This window comes from Nicoliella spurrieriana, from assembly GCF_023380205.1.
Lineage (GTDB): Bacteria > Bacillota > Bacilli > Lactobacillales > Lactobacillaceae > Nicoliella > Nicoliella spurrieriana.
Window position 1 is genome coordinate 75,082 of record NZ_CP093360.1, and the last position, 21,428, is coordinate 96,509.

Consider the following 21,428-nt stretch of genomic DNA (forward strand, 5'->3'; position numbering starts at 1 on the left):
CAGTTATTCCGAACAACTGTGATAATAATTAATCATAAGGATGATCTAATGTAATATTGTCATCTAAGTGGTAAAGCATTGTTAACAAGGCAATTTTAATTCCATCCACTTCATCATCCAGCGCCATTGTAGGAGTACTATCATTATCAGAGTAGTTAGATGGCACATGAATGAATCCCGACTTCATATTAGGATATTTTTTATGCATCAGATACTGAACCTCATACATTACATGGTTACAAACATAACTGCCAGCAGAAGTAGAAATAAAACTAGCCAACCCTAAGTCCCGAATATTCCTTACGATCGTTTTAATTGGGAGGTTACTAAAGTATTCGGTCTCGCCATCAGCATGAATCACCTGATTTTTAGGTTGTGCCCCAATGTTATCAGGCATTCTAGCATCATCCAAATTAACTGCCACTAATTCCGGGGTGATGCCACTTCGTCCATCGGATTGGCCAATATTTAAAACAAACTCTGGTTGGTGTTTATCGATTGCACTAGTGACTAACTGGGCCCCTCGTTCAAACTCAGTTGGCAGTGGCTGTTTAATAATCTCGGCCACATCTAAAACATCAGGTAGTGAGTGTAAAATATCCAATGATGGGTTCCGTTCGTGATTATCGAACGGGGTAAAACCGGTTACTAAAATTTTCATTTCGCATCGGCCTCCCCTTCCTTACCATAGGCATCCAATAATTCCATCATAAAGACAGTTCCTTGTTGATAATCAGTAACCCGAATGTGTTCATTTGGCGCATGGGGACCACTACCGGCATAGTGAATGCCAACCATCAAAATTGGATCGTGTAATACGTCATAAAATGGATATGCAGGCCCACCGCCAGGGGTATTTGGAATCACTGCCACGTTATTGCCATAAACGGACTTAGCAACCCGTTCATTTAACTTTACAAACGGATCATTCATGTTGGTCCGGAAGGGTTTCTCGCCGATATTATAGTGCAGCTTTACATCAGTAAAGCCATTAGCTACCAATTGCTTGCTAATTAAATCGAACACCTTTTCCGGATCCTGCCCCGGTGCCAATCTGCAATCCGCCTTAGCAGAAGCCGCCTTCGGGATGATGGTCTTAATTCCATCCCCCTCGTAACCAGATGAGATCCCGTTAATCGTCATGGTAGCACCATTCACCAGTTGATATGCTGGATCATCAGTAATTAAGCTCCGCTTTAGGCCCACGTTATTAGCGGCTTTCTCCGCATTGAATTGCATTTTAGATATAAAAGCTCTGGTCGTATCATCTAACGGTTCAATATCATCATAAAAACCCTTCACTAATACCTTCCCATCAGGGCTACGTAATGAAGCAAGGGCCTGGACTAATCGCCAAGCAGCGTTAGGTGCATAAGCAGCCAGCGATGAATGAATATCCTTATCAGCAGTGGTGACTGATAAGTCGAAATCAACAATCCCCTTAAGGCCACAGGTAATTTGAAAGTGATCATTTTCGTCCTTACCGCCACCTTCCCAAATACAAACATCAGAACTTAATGCTTCTCGATGGGCAGCAACGTAGTCTTCAATGTGGGGACTGCCCACTTCTTCGCCCCCTTCTACAAAGAATTTAACGTTTACCGGCAGGCCACCGTGAGTCTGAAAGTATTGAATCGCCGTCAGTCGAGACATTAATTCACCCTTATCATCACAAATTCCACGGGCATAAATTTTGCCATCATTGACTGTTGGTTCAAACGGATCACTCCGCCACTCAGCTAATGGTTCTGGGGGTTGAACATCGTAATGGTTATAAAATAAGATTGTTTTATCAGAATGGCCCTTGAACTCCGCAAAGACGACGGGGTTGCCCCCCTGATCATTCCATTTAGTCGCTTGTTGTGCATTCAGTGCATTAAATTGCTGGACTAGCCAGTCGGCAGTTTCAGGAATTTCCTGATTTTGTGCCGAAATACTTCGAAATCGTATGTAATCAAAAAAGTCAGTTGTGTGCGCTTTAACGTATTCATAGAAGGTGTGTTCAGTCATTGGACCACCGCTCCTCTCATTTTCTAATTTATTTTTAATGATAATTATAAATGAATTAGAAAATATTTGCATTACTTTTGAATTAAATTTTTTGAATCAAAAATTCTTATTTAAACACTGTTAAATCAGCATTTAAAAATGTTATCTAAAAAATATTTAATTTATTTCAAAATAAACGTTGACAATTATTAAAAATGAATTAAAATAATATTTATTAAATCACATGACCGAATCAATTAAATAAAAGCGTTAATTAGAACCAGTAGTACTCAAAAGTAATCAAAGAGAGATTCCATAATGGTGAAAGGAATTATTAACTTTGAGTATGAAAATCATCTATGAGCTGCCGGGTGACAATGTAATCCGCGCTGGGAATTCCCATTATCGAATCTGCAAATCAACGGGTTTGTTAGAGTGATGTCGTCACGACTTTGTTCGTTCGACATAACAAAAGGTGGTACCGCGCTTGAAAAGCGTCCTTTATTTTCAATTATGAAAATAAAGGACGCTTTTTTGATTCGAATGTGATTTAAATATTACTCTTAGAAAGGTTTGATTTTATATGAGCAAAACCCTCTTTGTTAACGTTAACCTATTTAATGGTAAGGATAACAAAGTAACGGCTGATTCATGGATGCTCGTGGATGAAGAAACGGGCAAATTCGTGGACATGGGGACTGGCCAGAAACATCCTAATGCCGATACGACCATGGATTTACATCAACAATACGTAATGCCTGGATTAGTTAATTGCCACACCCACGTTACGCTAGATTCAAACGCATTTGATGGGGCTCCCCAGGCTGATCAAACTGAAACTGCCGTTCGGGCGGTGGAAAATTTGAAGACCCTGTTAAAGTCTGGTGTTACATACGTTCGAGAATGCGGGAGCACGTACGGACTAGATACGACGCTCGCTAGGATGCAGCGTGAAGGCAAGTTGAAAAAGGTGCCAGAAGTAATGGCAGCTGGTCGGGCAATGACGATGACTGGTGGTCATGGGGACTATCCAGACGGTGGTAAAACGGTGGACTCCCCTGATGAAATGCGTAAGGCGGTGCGGGAAAACTTTAAAAATGGTGCCCAATCGACTAAGGTAATGGCTACCGGTGGAGTAATGTCGCCTGGTGATTACATGGATGAGCCCCAATTAACGGTCGAAGAATTAAGGGTCGCCGTTGAAGAAACCCATCACAAGCATGCGGTAGTTGCTGCCCATGCAGAAGGTAATCCCGGGATTATGAACGCCTTGTTAGCTGGAGTGGATTCAATTGAGCACGGCTTCTATGTCAATGATGAAGAAGTCGAAATGATGCTTAAACATCATACATACCTTACTCCAACAATCGTTTCAGCATGGTGTATCGCTGAATATGGTCAAAACACCCTCCCCAAATGGGAACTCGATAAATTGAACAACGCCTTATCCGATCTATATCATAACGTTCATAATGCTTATGCTAAGGGTGTTCACGTCACTTTAGGTACCGATGCTGGTACTCCTTACAATGATTTTGCCAAAACGCCAAAGGAATTTGAACTCCTGGTTGAAAAGGAGGGCTTCTCAAACTTCGATGCACTCAGTACTTCTAGGCACTCTGCAGAATTAATGCAATTAGATGATTATGGGACCCTCGAACCCGGTAAGTATGCCGATTTCTTGGTCTTAGATCATGATCCGCTAGCGGATGTTAAAGCCGTTCAACAACTAGATAAAAACGTGTATAAACACGGTCATAAAGAATATTAGGAGGATTTTACTATGAAAAAACAACTATTAGAAACAGGAGCAGCCACCCTACTAGTGGCCCTTGGGTTAGCCGGTTGTGGCTCATCCTCAAGTCAATCTTCAAATGGTGGTGATACCGCCAAAAATCAAACGATCAACTGGATGCAAAGCGCCAACTTAATCACGTTAGACCCATCCAAATGTATCGATGTTAATAGCGCAACCGCCCTTGGAAACGTCGACCAGGGATTGCTAAAGGATCCTGATGGGAAGGGCGTTGTCCCAGCGGTCGCAAAAAGCTACAGCGTTTCTAAGGATGGAAAGACCTATACATTTAAGTTACGCCACTCCAAGTGGAGCAATGGTGATCCGGTTACTGCCAGGGACTTTGTTTATGGATTCCAAAGAACCGTTAATCCTAAAACTGCTTCCCAAGATGCATATCTTTATGATCACGTTGAAAACTATGCAGCCATCCAAAGTAAGAAGATGGCACCTACTAAATTAGGGGTATCAGCACCAAACAACTATACATTAGTGGTTAAGCTATCCAAACCACAAAGCTACTTTAAATACTTAGTTACAGCCCCTGCTTTCTTGCCACAAAACGAAAAAGTTGTTAATAAATATGGAAAGAAATATGGGACCAACAGTGCTAGTCAAGTATACAACGGACCATTCAAAGCCACTGGCTGGACTGGCACCAACGATACTTGGAGCCTAGTTAAAAATGATAAATACTGGGATAAATCATCAGTTAAATTACAACGGGTTAATATGCACGTTGTTAAGGATGACCAAACCGGATTGAATGAATTCCAGACTGGGAAGTTAGACGAACTTAGTTTAAATGGTAAGCAACAAGTGGAACACTTCAAGAACGACCCTGGCTACCGTGAAAACAAGACCGTTTACTCAAACTTTATCGAATTAAATCAAGATAAGGTCCCAGCATTTAAGAACCTTAAGATTAGAAAGGCACTATCAATGGCCGTTAATCGTGAACAATTCGTTAAGGATGTCTTAGGCGATGGATCAACTCCTACTAAGGGCTTTGTTGGTAATGACCTTGCGTACCACAATGGTAAGGACTTCGCTGATGTTGCATACGTTAAATCAGCTACTGAATACAACTTAGCAGAAGCTAAGAAGTTGTGGAAAGCGGGCATGAAAGAACTGGGCTTGAAGTCATTGAACCTAACCTTAACGTACGATGATACCGATAGTGCTAAGTCGACCACTGAATTCTTACAAAGTAACTTCCAGAAATTACCAGGCTTAAAGGTAACTAACGTTAACTTACCACGTCAACAAAGAATTGCTCGACTCTTCTCCGGTAAGTTCGATATGTGTGTTTCCGGTTGGGATCCTAGCTTCCCTGATCCAGTTGCTGCCCTTAGTATCAAGAAATCAGATAGTTCATTGAACTTTAGTAAATGGAAGAACAGCAAGTTCGATGCTTACCTTGATAAATCAGAAAACCAAGACGCTAACAACCCAGACAAACGTTGGAACGACCTGGTTCAAGCTGAAAAGGTATATGCAAACGACCAAGGAAACATCCCATTCTACCAAAATACTGCTCCGGTAGTAATGAAGACTAACATCAAGGGATTAAGTTACAACCCTTCAGCTAGCACCGCTTGGGACTTTTCAAAGGCCTACGTTAAATAATTAACTAAAAATAAGAATTGCAATTAATGAATTGCAATTCTTATTTTTATTGTTTAATTTAAAATCGAATCATCACGATCTCACTACACTAAAATACCACTACCAAAAGATAGTGGCATTATTCGAGGAAAATTAATGATGTACCTAGTTAGATTAAATAATTATGTAATAACAACAGAATTTATACTTAAAAGTTATTAAAGGAGTCTGCTTGTTAAACCAATTAATTATTCAACCTGGTAACATTCTACAATATCTATAATTAAAAGTAAATGATAATTTTAATCAAAAACTAATATAATTTGTAATTTATTTTTTATAATTAAATCTAAAATGAATCAACCTTCTAATCAATGGCTTTAAAATCCTAAAACAAACTTCGCCAATAATAAACCCGATTCCCAATGAAAAAGCAATCAGCAATGTTTTTAACAACCCATGCATTGCAAGCATATTCAATCCAAGGGTTAACTGTTCCATGCTTTTATAAAATAATGCACCTGGTACTAACGAAATCACGGCTGGCACAAAAATAAGGTTAACGGGGGTCTTAATTAGCATCGATTCAACGTTTGCAAATAACCCGACTGTGATTCCAGGAAGAAGGTTAGCAACGATCACGTTGGCTCCCCATCCGTCTGCAAAGATATACACCAACCACGCCAGTGCTCCAACGATCCCAGAAGCAATCAATGTCCTGCGGGGGACGTTTGTAATGACCCCGAAGCCCCACGTTGACAAGAATCCAAACAAAAATTCAACACCAATTACCATCTTATATCCCACCAATCAACATTTTAACCACTAACTTACCAATGATTACCCCACCACTAATTGATATTGCTACCATCGTGGCATCCATTCCTAAAATCAATCCTGACAAGATGTTTTTAGCCATTATTTCTCGAAACGAATTCGTTAATGCAATTCCTGGAACGATCGGCATTAATGAGCTAAAAATAATCATATCATCATTAGTACCACTAACTAATAGATTAATTGTCATTGCTAATAGTCCAATTACAAACCCACCCACTGCAACATTCAGATAGGGAGTTTTAGTTCGTCCTGTCATGACCATCGTTGCTAAATACCCTAAAATCCCCACAAAAAAGGAAAAGAAGAGGTTTAACCAATTTGTGTGAAACAATAATAACGGTGCTACTGAAACTAATCCAGCAGCAAAAATTTTTTTACGTAAGGTAAAATCAATCACCTTACTTCTAATTCGATAGTATTCACGCTGCAAGTATGAATATGTAATCTTATTTTCGACGAACTGCCTAGATAGGTTATTAATTTCATCTACTTTCTGAAAATTAAAATCGTGCCCCTTAATCTTCATAATTTGATTTTTAATTCCACGTTCATAATAAACAAAAATAACCCCTAATTCAGCATAACATTGTAAATCTGCTAATCCTGCTTTGTGCCCAATAAATTCAACGGTGGTTTCCACCCGGTTAATTTCAGCTCCACTTTCTAAAAGGGTTAATCCCAGTCGACAGCAAAAATTAGCAATCTCATCATCATTCGTTCGCATAATTCCACCTCCACTAATCAAATAATTTTAAAATTATTATAGCATGCAACAAATGAAAAAAATCACAAATAATTAATGTAAGCGTTTTCTTTTGCTTTAAATGGTGCTATAATAATCGTGAATAAAAAAACAAGCTAATTAAAATAATTGGAGTGATATAAATGCCAGCTGATCAAAATAATTGGAATGAAAAAACATGGCTCCATCGATTTGCTATTCTAGCGGTTTCACTAGTCATTACTACTGGAACTGCAATTTCACCCGCATTACCCGCAATGCAAAAAGCATTTTCTAACTACCCTGCTACCCTTGTGAATATGGTAGCAACAATTCAACAAATTCCCGCCTTCATTGTCCTATTGATGTCGGCTCCACTAGCCAGAAAATTTGGATTGAAGCAAATGATCGGTCTCGGAATTTTATTAATGGGAATTTCCGGAATTCTACCAGCATTTGTCCCTAACCTATGGTTCATTCTAGGGACTAGAATTATTTTTGGAATTGGAATTGGTTTAATTAACTCACTTGCAATTACCATCGTTAATATTTTCTATAGTGGTAATGATAAGGCTCAAATGATGGGAAACCGGACTTCATTCGAAACCATTGGTCTGTGTATCGTTAACATCTTAGTCGGTCAACTCCTAAACCTCAGTTGGCAGGTATCGTTTCTTGCCTACTTCTTTATCCTGATAATTCTAGTATTATTCTGGAGGGTCGTTCCCACCATCAAATGGGATAATCCAGTGGATAAAAACGGTAAGCAACAAGCTGAAAAGGTTAACTTTCCTGTCATCATGGCTGGAGTCTTCTGTGCAATTATGACCATGGGGCTTGCAACCGTAAGTGTTATGACTCCCGCCATCGTTGTTGACGGCAAGCTAGGGAGTGCTACCGATGCGAGTTTTGTAATTACAGTATTCACGTTGGTCAGCATGGCAATGGGCTTTTTATTCGGTCAATTCTTTAAGCTCTTCCATCGATTTGTATTGCCAATTGGGTTATTGTTCTTTACAGTAGGCCTGTTAATCATGAACTTCTCCCAAAGCCTGGTGATGTTATTAATTGGTGAAATTATTGTTGGTGGCGCTTTTCCACTTGCCGGTACCTACATTTTCGATATCATTGATAAACTTGCTCCTAAGAACTCAAATGCACTAGCTAATTCAGTATTACTAGTGGGCTGTAACGTTGGAACGGCCATTTCACCAATTGTAATGGGCTTCTTAAATCCGATTTCACCATTTTCGGGTGCCCAACCTGGAATTGGATTGTTTGGTGCCTTGATCGGGATTATGATGGTCATTATCTTTATCGTTCAATTATTCAAAAGGGCTCCTAAAAAATAGTTCAAATTAAAATAGCACGTCCAGATTATTGGACGTACTATTTTTTTACTTTAAATTATCGTCTGAAAATTGCTTTAACTTAGCTAATAATTCCGGATCCAGCCCCGATTGATCGTCATCACCATCATCAGAGTATGAAGTCGCATTGCTATAGTCATCTGGATGTAACCATTGGTCATATGCCTGAGCATATTCCTCATCGATATTCCGTTGTGCCTTTTCATAAAATGCCCGATTCCGTTCCATTACGTAACCCACTAATGGTTTGTTCTCACTTGGCACGCCAGCTCGCTGAGCATCAACATTATTCTTTCGAACCACATCTTGAATTTCAATCAACTCGTAATCAGTCACTTTATTAATTCCGGCACCCTTTTTATATGCGCGAACCTGGGCGCTAAATCCTACCAGATCTCCGTCTTTTAACTCATTGAGTTGAACGAACGGTTCGGTGTAATGGACCCAAGCGTGATCAGTAATAAAGTGACCCTGATCATCATGAACATCTAAAAACAGGATTGTTGGTTGGTAATAATAACCATCTTCATCATTGTACTCTTCAGCGTACCCCAATCTAGTGAACTTCCCGACAAATGTGTATCGTTGGTTAGATTCTAAATCCTTTAAACCATTTCTCATAGAACCATCCCTTCAAATTAACTTAATATTATTGTTACTATTTTAAGCTAATTTATCATAAACAGCAACGAGAAATGGAGCCAATTATTTTTTAGCAATGCTTATATCATGATTATTATAAACAATGTGGAGCCCATGGCTCAGGCCAGTAACCTTACTAAATTGTCCAGTATGATGACCGTAGCTAATGATTTTCTGGCCATTCTTAAATTCGCCACCGTTCAATTTAAGGGTTCCGCCCAGGGTAGCTCCCTGCTTCACGATCAAGCGGCCCTGTTTGGCAAGCGTAGTAGTTGCATTCTTAGTTTGTTTATAGCTACCCTTAACAATTATCCGTTTAGATGCTAGCTTAAGTGTTCCACCATTAATTGTTACGTTGCCAGAACCCAATGCTGACGCATTTCCAGCAATTAGTGCACCTGCGTTTAAATCAACGCCACCCTTGAAAGTATTTCGACCAGTTAATTGTAGTGAACCGGTTCCTAACTTGGTTAATTTTCCAACTCCACTAATGTCGTTGCTCCAGGTATCATTAGCATTAAAGCCACCCTTAGCTGCATCCATGTTCACGCGGGTGTTTGCTACTAATTGTCCATAACCATTAGCAGCATTATATAGATTTAACCGGCCCCAGCCTTCACCATCATCCAAGATTGGGTACCCAGTAGGCAGCTCGGTCGTTGCTAGGACCGCTCTTCTTTGGTTTGCATTTAAGTATGGTAACCGAGTGGCTAATAGCACTTCGGCTCCCTTGGGCACTACATAGGAATGCTTTGAATTAGCAATCTTTGAAAATCCATAGGTTAATCGATAGTTGTATTGGGTGGAATTCTTCTTTGAATTATCCATTCCATAGCTATTACTGTCCCCCTTAGAATCCTTCAAAACACTTTGGGCCTGTTTAAAAGCATCAGCCTTCAATTGAGCATTAGCAGGATCATTTAAAATGGCTGCTGCTAGGGCGGTCCCAAGCACCCGCCCACCAATAACGTCTAGTGGTGAATGCCGACCAGCCACGATTCGGTTATTGCCCACTTCGGATGCCCGGGTTAGTAATGATTGAAACTTTTGGGGGTATGCATATGCAAGGGCAAATGCGGTTAAGTATGAACTATTAGTGTGACCACTGGGAAATCCATAGTCATTAACTGGATCCGCTTTAGCAGATAACTTTAGGGTTGGAATAATAACCCCATTGTCCTGTGCATTGGTAACAGTGGTTCCATCCCATCTAAACGGTCGGGGATACTTGAAATACTTCTTGGCACTACTACTGGATGAATAGTTACCATCCTTTAATGTATCGGCTAATTTAACAACGCTCCCTAATTTAGAACTAGTGTCACCGGTTACCTCCGGCTTACTCCAATTAGTATCATAATCCTTTGTCTCAGCATCAGTTGGCACTTGTTTATAACCACCGGTAATATTAGCTACTTTTCTAAAGTAATCAGTTAAATTACCGAGCCCCTCCTGTACTGAATAATCCATGTCGTTTTTATCATCTAACCATGATTGATCTGCTTCTGCCTTTGTCCGATCCTTAGCAATTTTATCAGCCAACCCGATATTTTCATCTAAAATTTTAGTATTCAAACGCTTTCCATCGTTCCAATCGGAACCGGGCTGCCATAATTGATTCATTTGTGATAATAAATCAATTGAAGCATTCGTTTCAGGAGTCGTATTGGTGCTAGTGTTAGTTTGATAGTCTTGAATAAAGTAACGACCGGCATCTGACTTATGATCAGAATCAATTGCTAACGTTGCTTTATTACTAGTCTTAGCAGCTTTCACATTAATGGAACTACTGATTCCTAACAGGGTTAAACCAATTAATACGCTGGAACTTAGGATTCGTTTTCGCATTTGCATATCCCGCCTCATCATTTTTTATTTTACAACCCCATCTTAAACTAACATTGTATATTTAATGTATGTTCGATGTAAAAATAATGTAAAATATTATTCTAATGCGGAATTAGTTCACGCCGGTAAATTCATATGCAATGTAAAAACAATTTTTATTTGAATCATAGGTAACACCAATTCCAATATTAGTGAAATTAGGGTTTAAAATATTTTCCCGGTGCCCCCAATTGGAATCACTAGCATCAGCATACGTCATCGAATAAACAGATTGGTATCCAATCATATAGTAAGAAAAGTCCCTAGTGTTTAAATCTGCACTTAGGTTTTCACCATAACGATCATACTCGGCAGCCCCACCATAGATCCCGGCAGCAGTTAAATATTTCTCTGCAATTGAATTGCCCTGGGCATCATCGTGGCTAAAGTCCGTAACGATGTCCTGGGATCTAGTTTTTGCAATTGTGGTTAACAAAGAATCCTCACTCAATGTAGAGAGGCCATTTTTAGCACGAATTGCATTTAATGCAGCAAGGGCCCCACTCTTAACATCATCAATGCTGCTTGCATCTGTATTCTGAGGTGCACGCATTAAATCCTGGGCATCTGAAATTGCCACCCTTAGTTGACTCATAATCACCCAGCCGACAACCGTTTTATTATTGGGATCAGCCACACTAGTGACCTTAGCATACGTAATTCCGGCCTGATTAGTTTCAATGTCATCAATTAACATTAATGTCCCGTTATAAACCTTGGGATTACTAATGGCGGTACTTGCATCTGGTTGATCACTACTTGGTAATGAATTATAAATCGCTAAGTTATTATCGCTTAACAGAATTGCTCCATCACCCACTTTTAAGTTGTCTGGATTATCAGGAGTGAACGTTGCTTGGGGGCTAATTGAATCACTATTAACAAACTGAAATCCATAATCAGGTTGCTGAGGGGTCGCTTGCGATGAGGCACTAGATTCAACACTAGCGCTAGCTTGCGCACTTGAAGTCGCTTGGACACTTGCACTAGCTACGGTTGAGCTGGCTTGTGAACTCGCTTGACTTTGGGCAACTGGTTTCTGCTGCTTCTTGGCCTTTGTCGTTTTACTGGTGGTTGTTTTAACCTTACTAGCTGCTTGAATCCGCTTTTTTAAAGTGCTAATTTGTTTACGTAACTTGACTTTAGTCGCCTTTGTAGTGGCCTTAGCCAGTTTCGCTTGCTTTTGTTTAAGCTGCTTTTTTAAATTCACAACCGTTTTGGTCGTAATGACCTTACTTTGGGTGGCTCCATAAACGGTGGGGGAATCAGTTGCACAAATGCCACCGGTTATTAAAGCGGTTCCGACCATTAAGGTCCCAAGTCCCATCTTAAAATACTGTTTATTCTTATCCATAAAAAGACCCCTTTAATTATTATGATATACTAACATCAATGAATACTGAATGTCAGGAAGTGATGATTACGTTCAATCATAAACCAAAACCATTATATTTTATAGTCGGTTTAATTGATACCTTAATCATATTTGGAATTATAATTAGCTTAATTGTAACTGATGGTGAATACTTTTGGGGAATTGTATCATTGACGCTCCTCTACATCCTAATGATTTTAGCTGCTAGCGTTGCTCAGGCGCATAATCATAACGGGATTTTTAATAATCCAAGGATTCACTTTACAGCCGGCTTTATCTTTAATCTATTTTTCCTTTTTATCAACCCCATTTAAATTTATTGATACAAAAAAAGAACGATTAAAAATCGTTCTTTTTAAATTCTAATTCAGTTTATTAGAATGGAAGGATCTCTGGGTTAGTTTGACCCTGACCATTTGTAACTTCTGGAAGGTCAACGGTCGCACTAGCTTCCTTATTCTTAGCAACAGCATAAGCAGATAGAGTGTAATCATTAGCTGGGTAGTTATAAGTAATGGTTCCTAGACCACTTTCGGCAAATCCACTGTAGTCATAGCCATTAAACTTAGTGTAGAAAGTAACGTTCTTTTCATTTTCAGCATATAACTTAACAATGGTCTTACCAGATTGTGAACGGTCAATGCTGTAATAAGTAGGAGTAGCAGTTACGTATTGGGAGCTTTTAATCGTGTAGCTCTTAGTTAACTTCTTGCCAGCTTTACTAGTTCCATAAACAGTAAAATTGTTTTTACCAGAGTAAGTCTTTGAAACCGTAAATTTCTTGCTCTTTAAGGTCGCAGTAGCAAATTTAGAGCTGCCCTTCTTAATAACAACTTTTTTAACGTTAGCATTAGAAGCTGAACCCTTAAAACTGATCTTACCTGAATTATATGAAACACTAGGTTTCAAAGTGGGCTTAGTGCTGGCATTAGCAACATTACCAAAAGCAAATAATGGTGATAAAATTCCAGCAACTAAGACTGTCGCAAAAATTTGTTTTTTCATAATCAAAACTCCCTTATTAAGTATATGAACACATTATATCATTACAAAACCATAAAAAACAAATTCATCAGTTTTTTTAACTTGTTTGTAATATCGTTAACAAACCACTATTTGGCCTTATCTTCTTCTACATACTTATTAAAATCCATGGTCGTTTGTTCTAGGTGATTTTCAAGAAATGACTTTAGGGTTTCACCAGTATTTTTAGAAAGCGATTTAAATTCCTTTCTGGAATTCATCTTAGTAACGTTTCCGGTAATCACTACGGGAGATAAAAATTTCTTATCTTGTAAATGATTTTGAACAAGCGCAACACTTCCGATTGATAAAGATGATTTTAATTTAGCAGGAATAAAAAACTTGTATGCCTTTGGAAACAAGGGCTTATTTTTACTAAATTGAATAAAGTGAACGATTGCCGTATTATACTTCAGTGTCATTATATTATATCCCTCACAAAAATTATATTTACTTCATTATAACAGACTTCTGGTCCAAAAATGAAATAATCAGTTAAATCCAGTAGCTCTTTAATAATAAATTAATTACCAAAATAAAAAGGGTAACCCCAAAATAGCGTTACCCTTCATTATTAATTAAATTCATTAACCCGTTTAAAGTAGGCTTCTAGCCATGGCTTAGACTTCACTTGAATTTGTTCACCAGTATACCCGTTATTTTCATCTGACCAAATTGAAACAAAGCTTCCTAAATTATTCCCATTTGGTGCTTGTTGGGTAGAATCCAAATCATCCCACATTCCAGGATTAAATCCTGATAGCTCCTGTTTAAAACTATCAAAATTCGATTTGGTAAAACTATCCTTATCAGCAACTACATAGGTAAATTCTTGATTATCATTGAACGTCTTAATTCCCGCACGGTTTATTTCAGGCAGACTTGCGTTCATCTTTAATAATGATCTACGGTTAGCCGGGTCAGACACAGCACTTGATTGACTCCAGAAGTTCACAACAATATCCTTATCATATTTATTAACTTGTGATTTCATAATACTATCGTTCCAGACCATCATCCGTTTTCCATGCGCTCTCAAGTAGCGATTAATATTATTATCGAATTCCCTGATTGATACCTCGTCATCATGACCGTCAATTGAGAATTCATCCCCACCAGTACCAAAGTAACTATTCTTAGGTAGTAATGGTAAGTACTCAGCAATGATGCTCTTATATAGTTTAGTGACTCCATCAGCACCGAAATCAAATTCGTTACTATAAGACATCATCGACTTCAAGTGTGGATACTTTTTCGCCTTTAATAAATCAATTGTAGCCTTACTATGACCAGGGAATTCAATTTCAGGATAAACCGATACGTGCTTCTTTTTACCATAAGCAATTAAATCTGTTAACTGTTGTTTAGACAAGAATGGTTTATTCGTCTTTTTACTAATGTATTCCCCATCAACATATTTAGCATTTTTAAGGGTTTGTCCTAAAAATTGATTCTCAATTCCAAAATTTTCATTATCGGTCAAATGCAACATTAAGTATCGACCATGATTATCACTTACCGTATTGATAAACTTTTTAATTGTTTGTGGCTTGTAGTAAGTTCGCGCAGCATCTAAGTTCAATCCAGTAATAATTCCATAATTTTTAGTATGATCTCGTTCTTCACCATTTTGGTTCAATCGCCAGATGATTCCAAAGATTAAAACTAATACCAAAATAACCGGAATAATCAGTATTTTAATCCAGCGTTTCATTCTAAATACCCCTTTTTAGTTCGTATACCTTACATTGTAACTTATTTTCAATCAAAAAAATATAAATTAATTGATTGAATTGGATAATTAATAATAAAAAATTTATTATTAATTATTAATTGTTAAAAATAAAAAGCGATCGTAATTAATTACAAACTACCATTATTAAAAACTATTTCCGCTTCTTATCTAGAATCTTTTTCATCGTCTTATATTCAATTTTTTCATCATCAGTCAGATTATCAACTGCGGATTCAGATAATTGCCCTAACAATTCAGTAACACTATCTAACCCCAAGACGCTTACCAATGAATTAAGTTGATTAGCAGTGTCCACTGACACCCGAATACTAGTTGATTTTTCCCTTTGTTTTCTGGTCTTCTCGATTTTTTTAATTTTATTATCAAAATCACTGCCCAATTCATTTCTGGAAAAAACATTTTTAGGCATCTTATTCCGACTTTGATTTTCTAAATTTTTTCTCAGTAGATCACTCATTATTATTTCACCCGCTTAATAAATTCGTCAGTAATTTTGTCATATAAATAATGAACCTTTTGATCGTGAATATCATGTTTTTGAGATGGATTATCTGGATCAACAATTCCGATAATATCATATCTTTTAAGCCGTTCCATGTTTTTAACAATCGTTTCAAAAACATTATCACTACCAAACTGTTTCTTCGCTTGATCAAGAATTAATTGATCAACCTGTGACTTTTTCTTCAATAGTACTGGTAGAATTCCTGAAATATCATAATCAGCTTTATAATTATCAATTAATTCCTGTAGGTACTCGATATATGCTTCCGCTCCAGTATATGATCGTTCTTGAGTTTGTAAAACCACAATTACATATTGTGATGCCATCAATGCAGAATCAGTATACAAACTAACGGTTGGTGGCGTATCAATAATAATATAATCAAATTGATCTTCTAATGGTTCTAATAATTTAGAAAAATGCACTGCACGTAAATATTGATTATCAGCACCTGGATATAATTTTTCCAAGTATAGGGGATAAGATGTAAAATCCGCAAAGCTAGGTAATAGATATAAATCATCTCGAATCTTAGTTACGATGCTTTCAATATTACTATCACTAATTGCAGTCATTAAAGTAGTATCAAATTTTACTACTTCCTTTGTTTGTGCTTGTTTGGTGGCCAAATATAGCGCAGTTGCATTTGCTTGTGGATCTAAATCCACGACTAAGGTTCTATAGCCCTTTTTTGAAAGGTGGTATGCGATCATGCAACTATTTGTAGTCTTCCCAGTTCCACCCTTAAAATTACCAAAAGTAACGATTTTTGCCATAAAGTCTGCTCCTTGAAATTTTTTTAAAAAAATTTTTTAACGTGTATTATTGTATGAATGTAGTTTTATATACATTCATACAAGTATTATATAATACTTGTATGAATGTATGCAAAGAAAATCCTTCTGAATGTCCTTATATCAATGATTTTTCAAACAATGTGTATTATTGCATACCTGGATACATGTATTTTTATATACATGTATTTTTATATACATGTATTTTAGTATGCATGTATGCACGCATACACAAAAATATGCTATTGACTATTATTATTATTACGGTTATTCTTTTCTTGTAATCAAAAAAGCAACCAAATTGGTTGGTTGCTAAATTATAAATTATAAAAAAAGAATGTATACCTAGATGTTTAAATAAACAATTATTAAAAATAAAAAAGAATATAGAAAAAGAGTGTCTCTAGAAAAAATGTTCACAGCAGATTTTCCAGTCAACAGATCACAAGTACCAAACTACCTGATCACCCAACACTCTAATTAAAAAAACTATTAAATTAACAGCAGCTACATTTAGTAACTAACTATAAAAACTGAGTAATTGAAATTACTTCCAACGATTACCTTTATTATAGCTTAATTACATTGTTATTGCAACATTAATAGCCTATTTAGTTAGACCTAAAATACATATTTTAGAGGGTGGACAGGAAAGTACTTGTCCACCCTTTTTCTATTCCTGGAGGAATGGCCAATGCAATTTATTATGCTCGATGTCGATTTAATAAACAATCCTGATTTATCAAATGATGAAATCATTGCATACTCATTACTATGCGATCGAATGAAATCTTCACGTACGAACCAGCAATTTTATGATTCTAAATTAAATGATTTTTACGTTATTTACACCCTAGATCAAATGGCTAAGGATTTAAAAGTATCAGTTAGAAAAGTGGGCCAAATTTTTAATAAGCTGGTTCAAAACGGCTTTTTGACTAAGAAAAAACAATTTAGCAGAGCCGATAAATTATTTTTACCTAAATTCAATAACATTGATCCCGCTAACCGGCAGGATTTGCAGGCCGTAGATGCAAAATCTGCAAGTCCACAAACGCAAAAATTGCAAACTAATCATAGTCAAGAGAATCAGAAAAATCAATCAGAATTTAATACAGTTAATACAACCAACCAAGCGAACACAAATTATTCTCCAATTGCCAAATGGAAACAATCTGTTTGTGGAAAATTAAAAGTCCACGAACTAGTAATTGATCAGATTCTGCAGTATACCCATCAAAATTTAAAGCAAGCCCATAAAATTATGGGGATCATTTTAAATGCAAAGGCAAACATTGCTAAAAAGAATGGACTGTTAAACAGTCCCATCTCTAGATTCGAAAACAACAGTAATCTAGGCACCAAATTGGCTGTTAAATTAAAGCACGTTTTTAGCTACTTCCCGGCAAATCTAAATGAACAACAGAGATATTTGATGGCTTCAATGAAAACATTCTTCCTAGAAGCATTTGGCATTAGTAAGGACAAAATGGTTACACCAGAAGTAGCCAATAATGAATCGGGGAGGGATTTTCCGCTTCCTGACTGGATGAGATCAGATTATAAATCTAATGACAGTGAAATTACTGAGGAAGAAGAACAAGCGTTAAAAAAACGATTGGCTGATTTTTACAAAAATTAACATGACAAATTGAACGGCAAGCGAATAATTGATTCGCAATTAATTTTGAGTCAAATTAAGGGCTTAAATAGACGCTCAATCCTTAAATCGATAAATATATCCAATTAGCCTTAAAATTGCTTAAATCATCTAAAAAAGCCAATTATAAAAATTAAGTTTATAATTGGCTGGTGATTTTAACTGATTTGTTAATAATTAAAAATTTATAATAAAAATTTTATAATTAATAATAAATTACATTGATCCATTAGAGCTCTTAATGGCCTTAATAATGGCATTTCTAAAGCCATTAGCTTCTAATTCCGTAACGCCCTTAATGGTGGTACCGCCTGGTGATGTTACCTGATCCTTTAGATCTGCAGGTGTTTTACCGGTATTAAATGCTAACTTACCAGATCCTGCTACCATACTGGCAATAACTTGGTATGCCGTTTTACGATCCAATCCCTCTTCAACCGCAGCATCTGCCATTGCATCCATAAAAACATCAACAAATGCTGGGCCACAGCCACCAACGGTCCCCATGATCCCTAATTTGGGTTCGGAAGCAATGATGACGTCTCCTAATAGTGACAACACTTGATTAGCAGTTTGCTTACTTTGTTCATTAATTTGTTGCTCGAACGTAGTAGCAATAGTTCCTTGGTTAATTGCGACTGGTGTATTTGGAATAATTGCTACGACCGGATTGTTTGGAAGGGCGGTTTTAACCTCTTTGATTCTAATCCCGCCCGCAGCTGAAATAATGACTGTTTCTGGGTTAATTCCATTTAGTTGCTTTAAAACTGTTACGGTCACTGGAGCAGGAACGGTTGCAATGACCACATCTAATTGTTGGCTCTTAAATGCAGTTGGTTCATTAAATAATTGAAATCCTAGTTTCTTTTGTAGTTCGCTCACTCGTGGATTAACCGGATTTAGAACGAACAATGAACTTGGATCAACCTTATTGACCAATCCTTGTAAAATTGCGCCACCCATGTTGCCTGCGCCTAAAACACCAATTTTCATTTTAATTTCCTCCAATTTATGTTTTTAATACTGTATTAATCATACTACATTAAATATGGTTATAAGCATAAAAAAGAAGGATTGAATTGATTCAATCCTTCCTGATGTGAAAATGTTATTTGCCTATTTACCAAGTGATCCGGTAATGATTCCACCAATAACTACAATAATCAAGCCTAATGTAACGTAGATTAGGCCCTTCTTACTCTTCTTTTCACCTAATAGTAAAATTCCACTTAGCGTTGAAACAATTACGCTCATTTGTGAAAGTGTAAATCCAGTGGCAATCCCATTAACTTTTGTTGAGTACATGTAAACTGCAGTGGCGATCCCAAAGTCGATTCCAACTAAGATGTTAGCAAATGATTTACGATCAACTAATGGGTTAGGTTCGTTCTTGTCACGATAGAAGAATGAAATAACAATTGATGCTAAAACCATTCCAATTGCTTGTGGGAAGAAGGCACTCCATCCATCAACCACTGGGATTTGGGGTAGTGCTGAGAATCCAACATATCCGATCGTACCAAGTAGTAGCACTGATGTACCTCTCCGTAATACGGCTGGATCTAATCCTTGTTGGGCATCTTGCTTGTCCGTTTTAGTAGTCAATAGGATTCCAATGATGATCAAAATTAATGCAAAGAATCCAAATGTCTTATCAAATCCGGTTGCCCATTCACCAAAGAATAAAACACCAACAACTGATGTTCCAACTAATTGAGCCCCAGTAGAAATTGGCATTGCTCTCGATACTCCGATCTCTGGGAATGACCAGTATTGCGATAGCTGACCACATGCCCAACATGCACCAGAAAGCAAACACCAAAAGAACGCACTTCCTGATAGTTGTGGGTGTTTGAACAGTGCAATTACAATTGCAACAATTAGGGCCCCATAGGTATTTCCAACTAATTGGTTAATTGGTCGACCACCAGTTTTACCAGCAATTAAAGGCATTAATCCCCAGAGTGCAGCTGGGACTAATCCGACTAGAATATTCATTTTTTAAACTCCTTTTTAAAACATACTTCTTATTTGATAGTGTTAATTGTATACCTTTTTTGTACTGAGGTAAATATATGCAATGCTAAAAAACGCTTAAAAAACCCTATGAAACAACAATGAAAACGTATTCATGAAAGCGTTTTAGCCCACCAGATTAAAAAATAAAAAAATTTTGAAAGCGCTTTTTTTAAAAAAGATTTTAAAATGTTATATAATAACATTGTACTTACATTAAAGGAGTTGATTTAATTGGCAGATACTAATGCTGCCAGCAACCAATTGGAGGATAACAACGTAAAACAACTCAAAAATAAATTTATCAATATTATTTTAAAATCATTAATGTCGTTTGTTGGAATTGCAATTCTTTCAATGGGGGCTGCGTTCTTAAAACAGGCTAATTTAGGGATGGATCCATTCACTGCGATGAATATTGGATTTTCCAATACATTACACATGGAGTTGGGTTCATTTCAATTAATGGTTAATATTGGAATGTTCATTCTGGTGTTAATTTTTGGTCGAAAGCAAATTGGGATTGGAACCATTTTAAACATGGTGTTAGTTGGATATGAAATTCAATGGTTCTCTTCTTTGTACGGCCTTATTTTTCCACATGGTTCAGGAATTTACGTTGTCATTGTCGATGTGATTGCTGGATTGCTTCTATTTACACTTGGAACATCCATTTACACCTCCCCATCATTAGGGGCTGCCCCATATGATGCAATTGCGCCCATTTTTTCTAGTCGATTGCATATTAAATATCAATTAGTTAGAAACATTCAGGATATTACATTTATGGTAATTGCGTTTTTTGCCCATGGTGCGGTTGGTATTTTGACGTTAGTCGTTGCCTTCTTTGCTGGTCCCCTTATCAACTATTGGAACGAACACTTTAGTCAACAAATGGTTTATCATATTGATCACTTTAGTGCTGAACCAACGATCAAAAACGCTAGTTCAGGAATTGCTGGTGTTGGTAAAATGGGTTATAGCATGGTGGTCCATGCTTACCAACAAACCAATTTCGTTGAACAGCATTTATCTGGGTATTCAGATGAAGAGTTAATTGAATTAACCCATAACACGCAAAGATCAATTGAAAAATCAGTTAGGTTACAGCGTAATTTACAAACTCGTCTAAATGCATTAAATGAAGAAGCGAGAAAGCGGCATATTAAAATTCCTAAATTAGAGGAATCCGATGAATTAAATCTAAAATAAACACATTAGTTCCACTGCACCCTAAAGTTTATCTAAAACTTTGGGGTGTTTTTTTATGACCGAAATGAGACAAAAATCAATTAATTGTGAAATAAATATCAAACTTGTGAGATTAGTTAATGTAAGTGATATAATGCTTCTGATTTTTTTTAAAATTTGATTTTTAATTTGAAATGTAATGATATCAATCTTTAGCGCCAATTGGTTGCAAACGAGTTATTTTATTTTACAAAAG

The 21,428-nt window shown here is 37.0% G+C and carries 20 protein-coding genes and 1 other annotated feature; of the genes, 6 read left to right on the forward strand and 14 right to left on the reverse strand.

Annotated elements, in window-relative coordinates; all coding sequences use genetic code 11:
* Window positions 1–28: 28 nt before the first annotated feature.
* Together MOO44_RS00375 and MOO44_RS00380 are read right to left on the reverse strand one after the other, a co-directional pair.
* Window positions 29–661 (reverse strand): pyroglutamyl-peptidase I, encoded by a 633-nt coding sequence (locus tag MOO44_RS00375; RefSeq protein ID WP_260115940.1) that lies wholly within the window; start codon window positions 659–661, stop codon window positions 29–31.
* Window positions 658–2,010 (reverse strand): M20/M25/M40 family metallo-hydrolase, encoded by a 1,353-nt coding sequence (locus MOO44_RS00380; RefSeq protein WP_260115941.1) that lies wholly within the window; start codon window positions 2,008–2,010, stop codon window positions 658–660. Before MOO44_RS00380 ends, MOO44_RS00375 begins: the two co-directional genes overlap by 4 nt.
* A 240-nt stretch (window positions 2,011–2,250) precedes the next feature.
* Window positions 2,251–2,494 (forward strand) — a binding site (T-box leader).
* Between the two features lie 78 nt (window positions 2,495–2,572).
* Between MOO44_RS00380 and MOO44_RS00385 the strand changes: the two genes are divergently transcribed.
* Both MOO44_RS00385 and MOO44_RS00390 read left to right on the forward strand, forming a co-directional pair.
* Entirely contained in the window at window positions 2,573–3,760 is a 1,188-nt protein-coding gene (locus tag MOO44_RS00385; protein ID WP_260115942.1) for a metal-dependent hydrolase family protein, read from the forward strand.
* A gap of 12 nt (window positions 3,761–3,772) precedes the next feature.
* Complete coding sequence (locus MOO44_RS00390) at window positions 3,773–5,413, forward strand: peptide ABC transporter substrate-binding protein (RefSeq protein ID WP_260115943.1); 1,641 nt, start codon at window positions 3,773–3,775, stop codon at window positions 5,411–5,413.
* Between the two features lie 309 nt (window positions 5,414–5,722).
* Here MOO44_RS00390 and MOO44_RS00395 read toward each other — a convergent pair whose 3' ends face one another.
* Both MOO44_RS00395 and MOO44_RS00400 read right to left on the reverse strand, forming a co-directional pair.
* Window positions 5,723–6,187 carry a threonine/serine exporter family protein gene (locus tag MOO44_RS00395; protein ID WP_260115944.1) on the reverse strand — a complete coding sequence of 155 codons (465 nt, stop codon included), beginning with the start codon at window positions 6,185–6,187 and terminating at the stop codon, window positions 5,723–5,725.
* A gap of 1 nt (window position 6,188) precedes the next feature.
* Complete coding sequence (locus MOO44_RS00400) at window positions 6,189–6,956, reverse strand: threonine/serine exporter family protein (RefSeq protein WP_260115945.1); 768 nt, start codon at window positions 6,954–6,956, stop codon at window positions 6,189–6,191.
* Window positions 6,957–7,117: 161 nt separating this feature from the next.
* On the opposite strand from MOO44_RS00400, the gene MOO44_RS00405 reads away from it, so the two are divergent.
* Window positions 7,118–8,305 carry an MFS transporter gene (locus MOO44_RS00405; RefSeq protein ID WP_260115946.1) on the forward strand — a complete coding sequence of 396 codons (1,188 nt, stop codon included), beginning with the start codon at window positions 7,118–7,120 and terminating at the stop codon, window positions 8,303–8,305.
* Between the two features lie 45 nt (window positions 8,306–8,350).
* Here the strand turns inward: MOO44_RS00405 and MOO44_RS00410 are convergent, their stop codons facing one another.
* From MOO44_RS00410 to MOO44_RS00420, 3 genes are all read right to left on the reverse strand, one after another.
* On the reverse strand, window positions 8,351–8,944 hold the full coding sequence (locus MOO44_RS00410; RefSeq protein WP_260115947.1) for a hypothetical protein: 594 nt from the start codon (window positions 8,942–8,944) through the stop codon (window positions 8,351–8,353).
* Between the two features lie 84 nt (window positions 8,945–9,028).
* Complete coding sequence (locus MOO44_RS00415; RefSeq protein ID WP_260115948.1) at window positions 9,029–10,813, reverse strand: acid phosphatase; 1,785 nt, start codon at window positions 10,811–10,813, stop codon at window positions 9,029–9,031.
* A 112-nt stretch (window positions 10,814–10,925) separates the two neighbouring features.
* Window positions 10,926–12,206, reverse strand: coding sequence for a CAP domain-containing protein (locus tag MOO44_RS00420; RefSeq protein ID WP_260115949.1), 1,281 nt, complete (start codon window positions 12,204–12,206; stop codon window positions 10,926–10,928).
* Window positions 12,207–12,268: 62 nt separating this feature from the next.
* On the opposite strand from MOO44_RS00420, the gene MOO44_RS00425 reads away from it, so the two are divergent.
* Window positions 12,269–12,541, forward strand: coding sequence for a hypothetical protein (locus tag MOO44_RS00425; protein ID WP_260115950.1), 273 nt, complete (start codon window positions 12,269–12,271; stop codon window positions 12,539–12,541).
* 61 nt (window positions 12,542–12,602) lie between these two features.
* Here the strand turns inward: MOO44_RS00425 and MOO44_RS00430 are convergent, their stop codons facing one another.
* The 5 genes from MOO44_RS00430 to MOO44_RS00450 form a co-directional block, all read right to left on the reverse strand.
* Entirely contained in the window at window positions 12,603–13,232 is a 630-nt protein-coding gene (locus MOO44_RS00430; protein WP_260115951.1) for a hypothetical protein, read from the reverse strand.
* A gap of 107 nt (window positions 13,233–13,339) precedes the next feature.
* Window positions 13,340–13,672, reverse strand: a complete 333-nt coding sequence (locus tag MOO44_RS00435; RefSeq protein ID WP_260115952.1) for a hypothetical protein — start codon at window positions 13,670–13,672, stop codon at window positions 13,340–13,342.
* A 152-nt stretch (window positions 13,673–13,824) separates the two neighbouring features.
* Complete coding sequence (locus tag MOO44_RS00440; protein ID WP_260115953.1) at window positions 13,825–14,964, reverse strand: family 20 glycosylhydrolase; 1,140 nt, start codon at window positions 14,962–14,964, stop codon at window positions 13,825–13,827.
* A 172-nt stretch (window positions 14,965–15,136) separates the two neighbouring features.
* The gene (locus MOO44_RS00445; RefSeq protein ID WP_260115954.1) at window positions 15,137–15,463 is read right to left on the reverse strand and encodes a hypothetical protein; all 327 of its coding nucleotides are present in this window, start codon (window positions 15,461–15,463) and stop codon (window positions 15,137–15,139) included.
* A 2-nt stretch (window positions 15,464–15,465) separates the two neighbouring features.
* Complete coding sequence (locus MOO44_RS00450) at window positions 15,466–16,287, reverse strand: ParA family protein (RefSeq protein WP_260115955.1); 822 nt, start codon at window positions 16,285–16,287, stop codon at window positions 15,466–15,468.
* A 712-nt stretch (window positions 16,288–16,999) separates the two neighbouring features.
* On the opposite strand from MOO44_RS00450, the gene MOO44_RS00455 reads away from it, so the two are divergent.
* The gene (locus MOO44_RS00455) at window positions 17,000–17,947 is read left to right on the forward strand and encodes a replication initiator protein A (RefSeq protein ID WP_260115956.1); all 948 of its coding nucleotides are present in this window, start codon (window positions 17,000–17,002) and stop codon (window positions 17,945–17,947) included.
* Window positions 17,948–18,181: 234 nt separating this feature from the next.
* Here MOO44_RS00455 and proC read toward each other — a convergent pair whose 3' ends face one another.
* Together proC and MOO44_RS00465 are read right to left on the reverse strand one after the other, a co-directional pair.
* Complete coding sequence (proC, locus tag MOO44_RS00460) at window positions 18,182–18,958, reverse strand: pyrroline-5-carboxylate reductase (RefSeq protein ID WP_260115957.1); 777 nt, start codon at window positions 18,956–18,958, stop codon at window positions 18,182–18,184.
* 123 nt (window positions 18,959–19,081) lie between these two features.
* Window positions 19,082–19,963 (reverse strand): GRP family sugar transporter, encoded by an 882-nt coding sequence (locus MOO44_RS00465; RefSeq protein ID WP_260115958.1) that lies wholly within the window; start codon window positions 19,961–19,963, stop codon window positions 19,082–19,084.
* A 252-nt stretch (window positions 19,964–20,215) separates the two neighbouring features.
* Between MOO44_RS00465 and MOO44_RS00470 the strand changes: the two genes are divergently transcribed.
* Window positions 20,216–21,193, forward strand: a complete 978-nt coding sequence (locus MOO44_RS00470; protein ID WP_260115959.1) for a YczE/YyaS/YitT family protein — start codon at window positions 20,216–20,218, stop codon at window positions 21,191–21,193.
* Window positions 21,194–21,428: the final 235 nt, after the last annotated feature.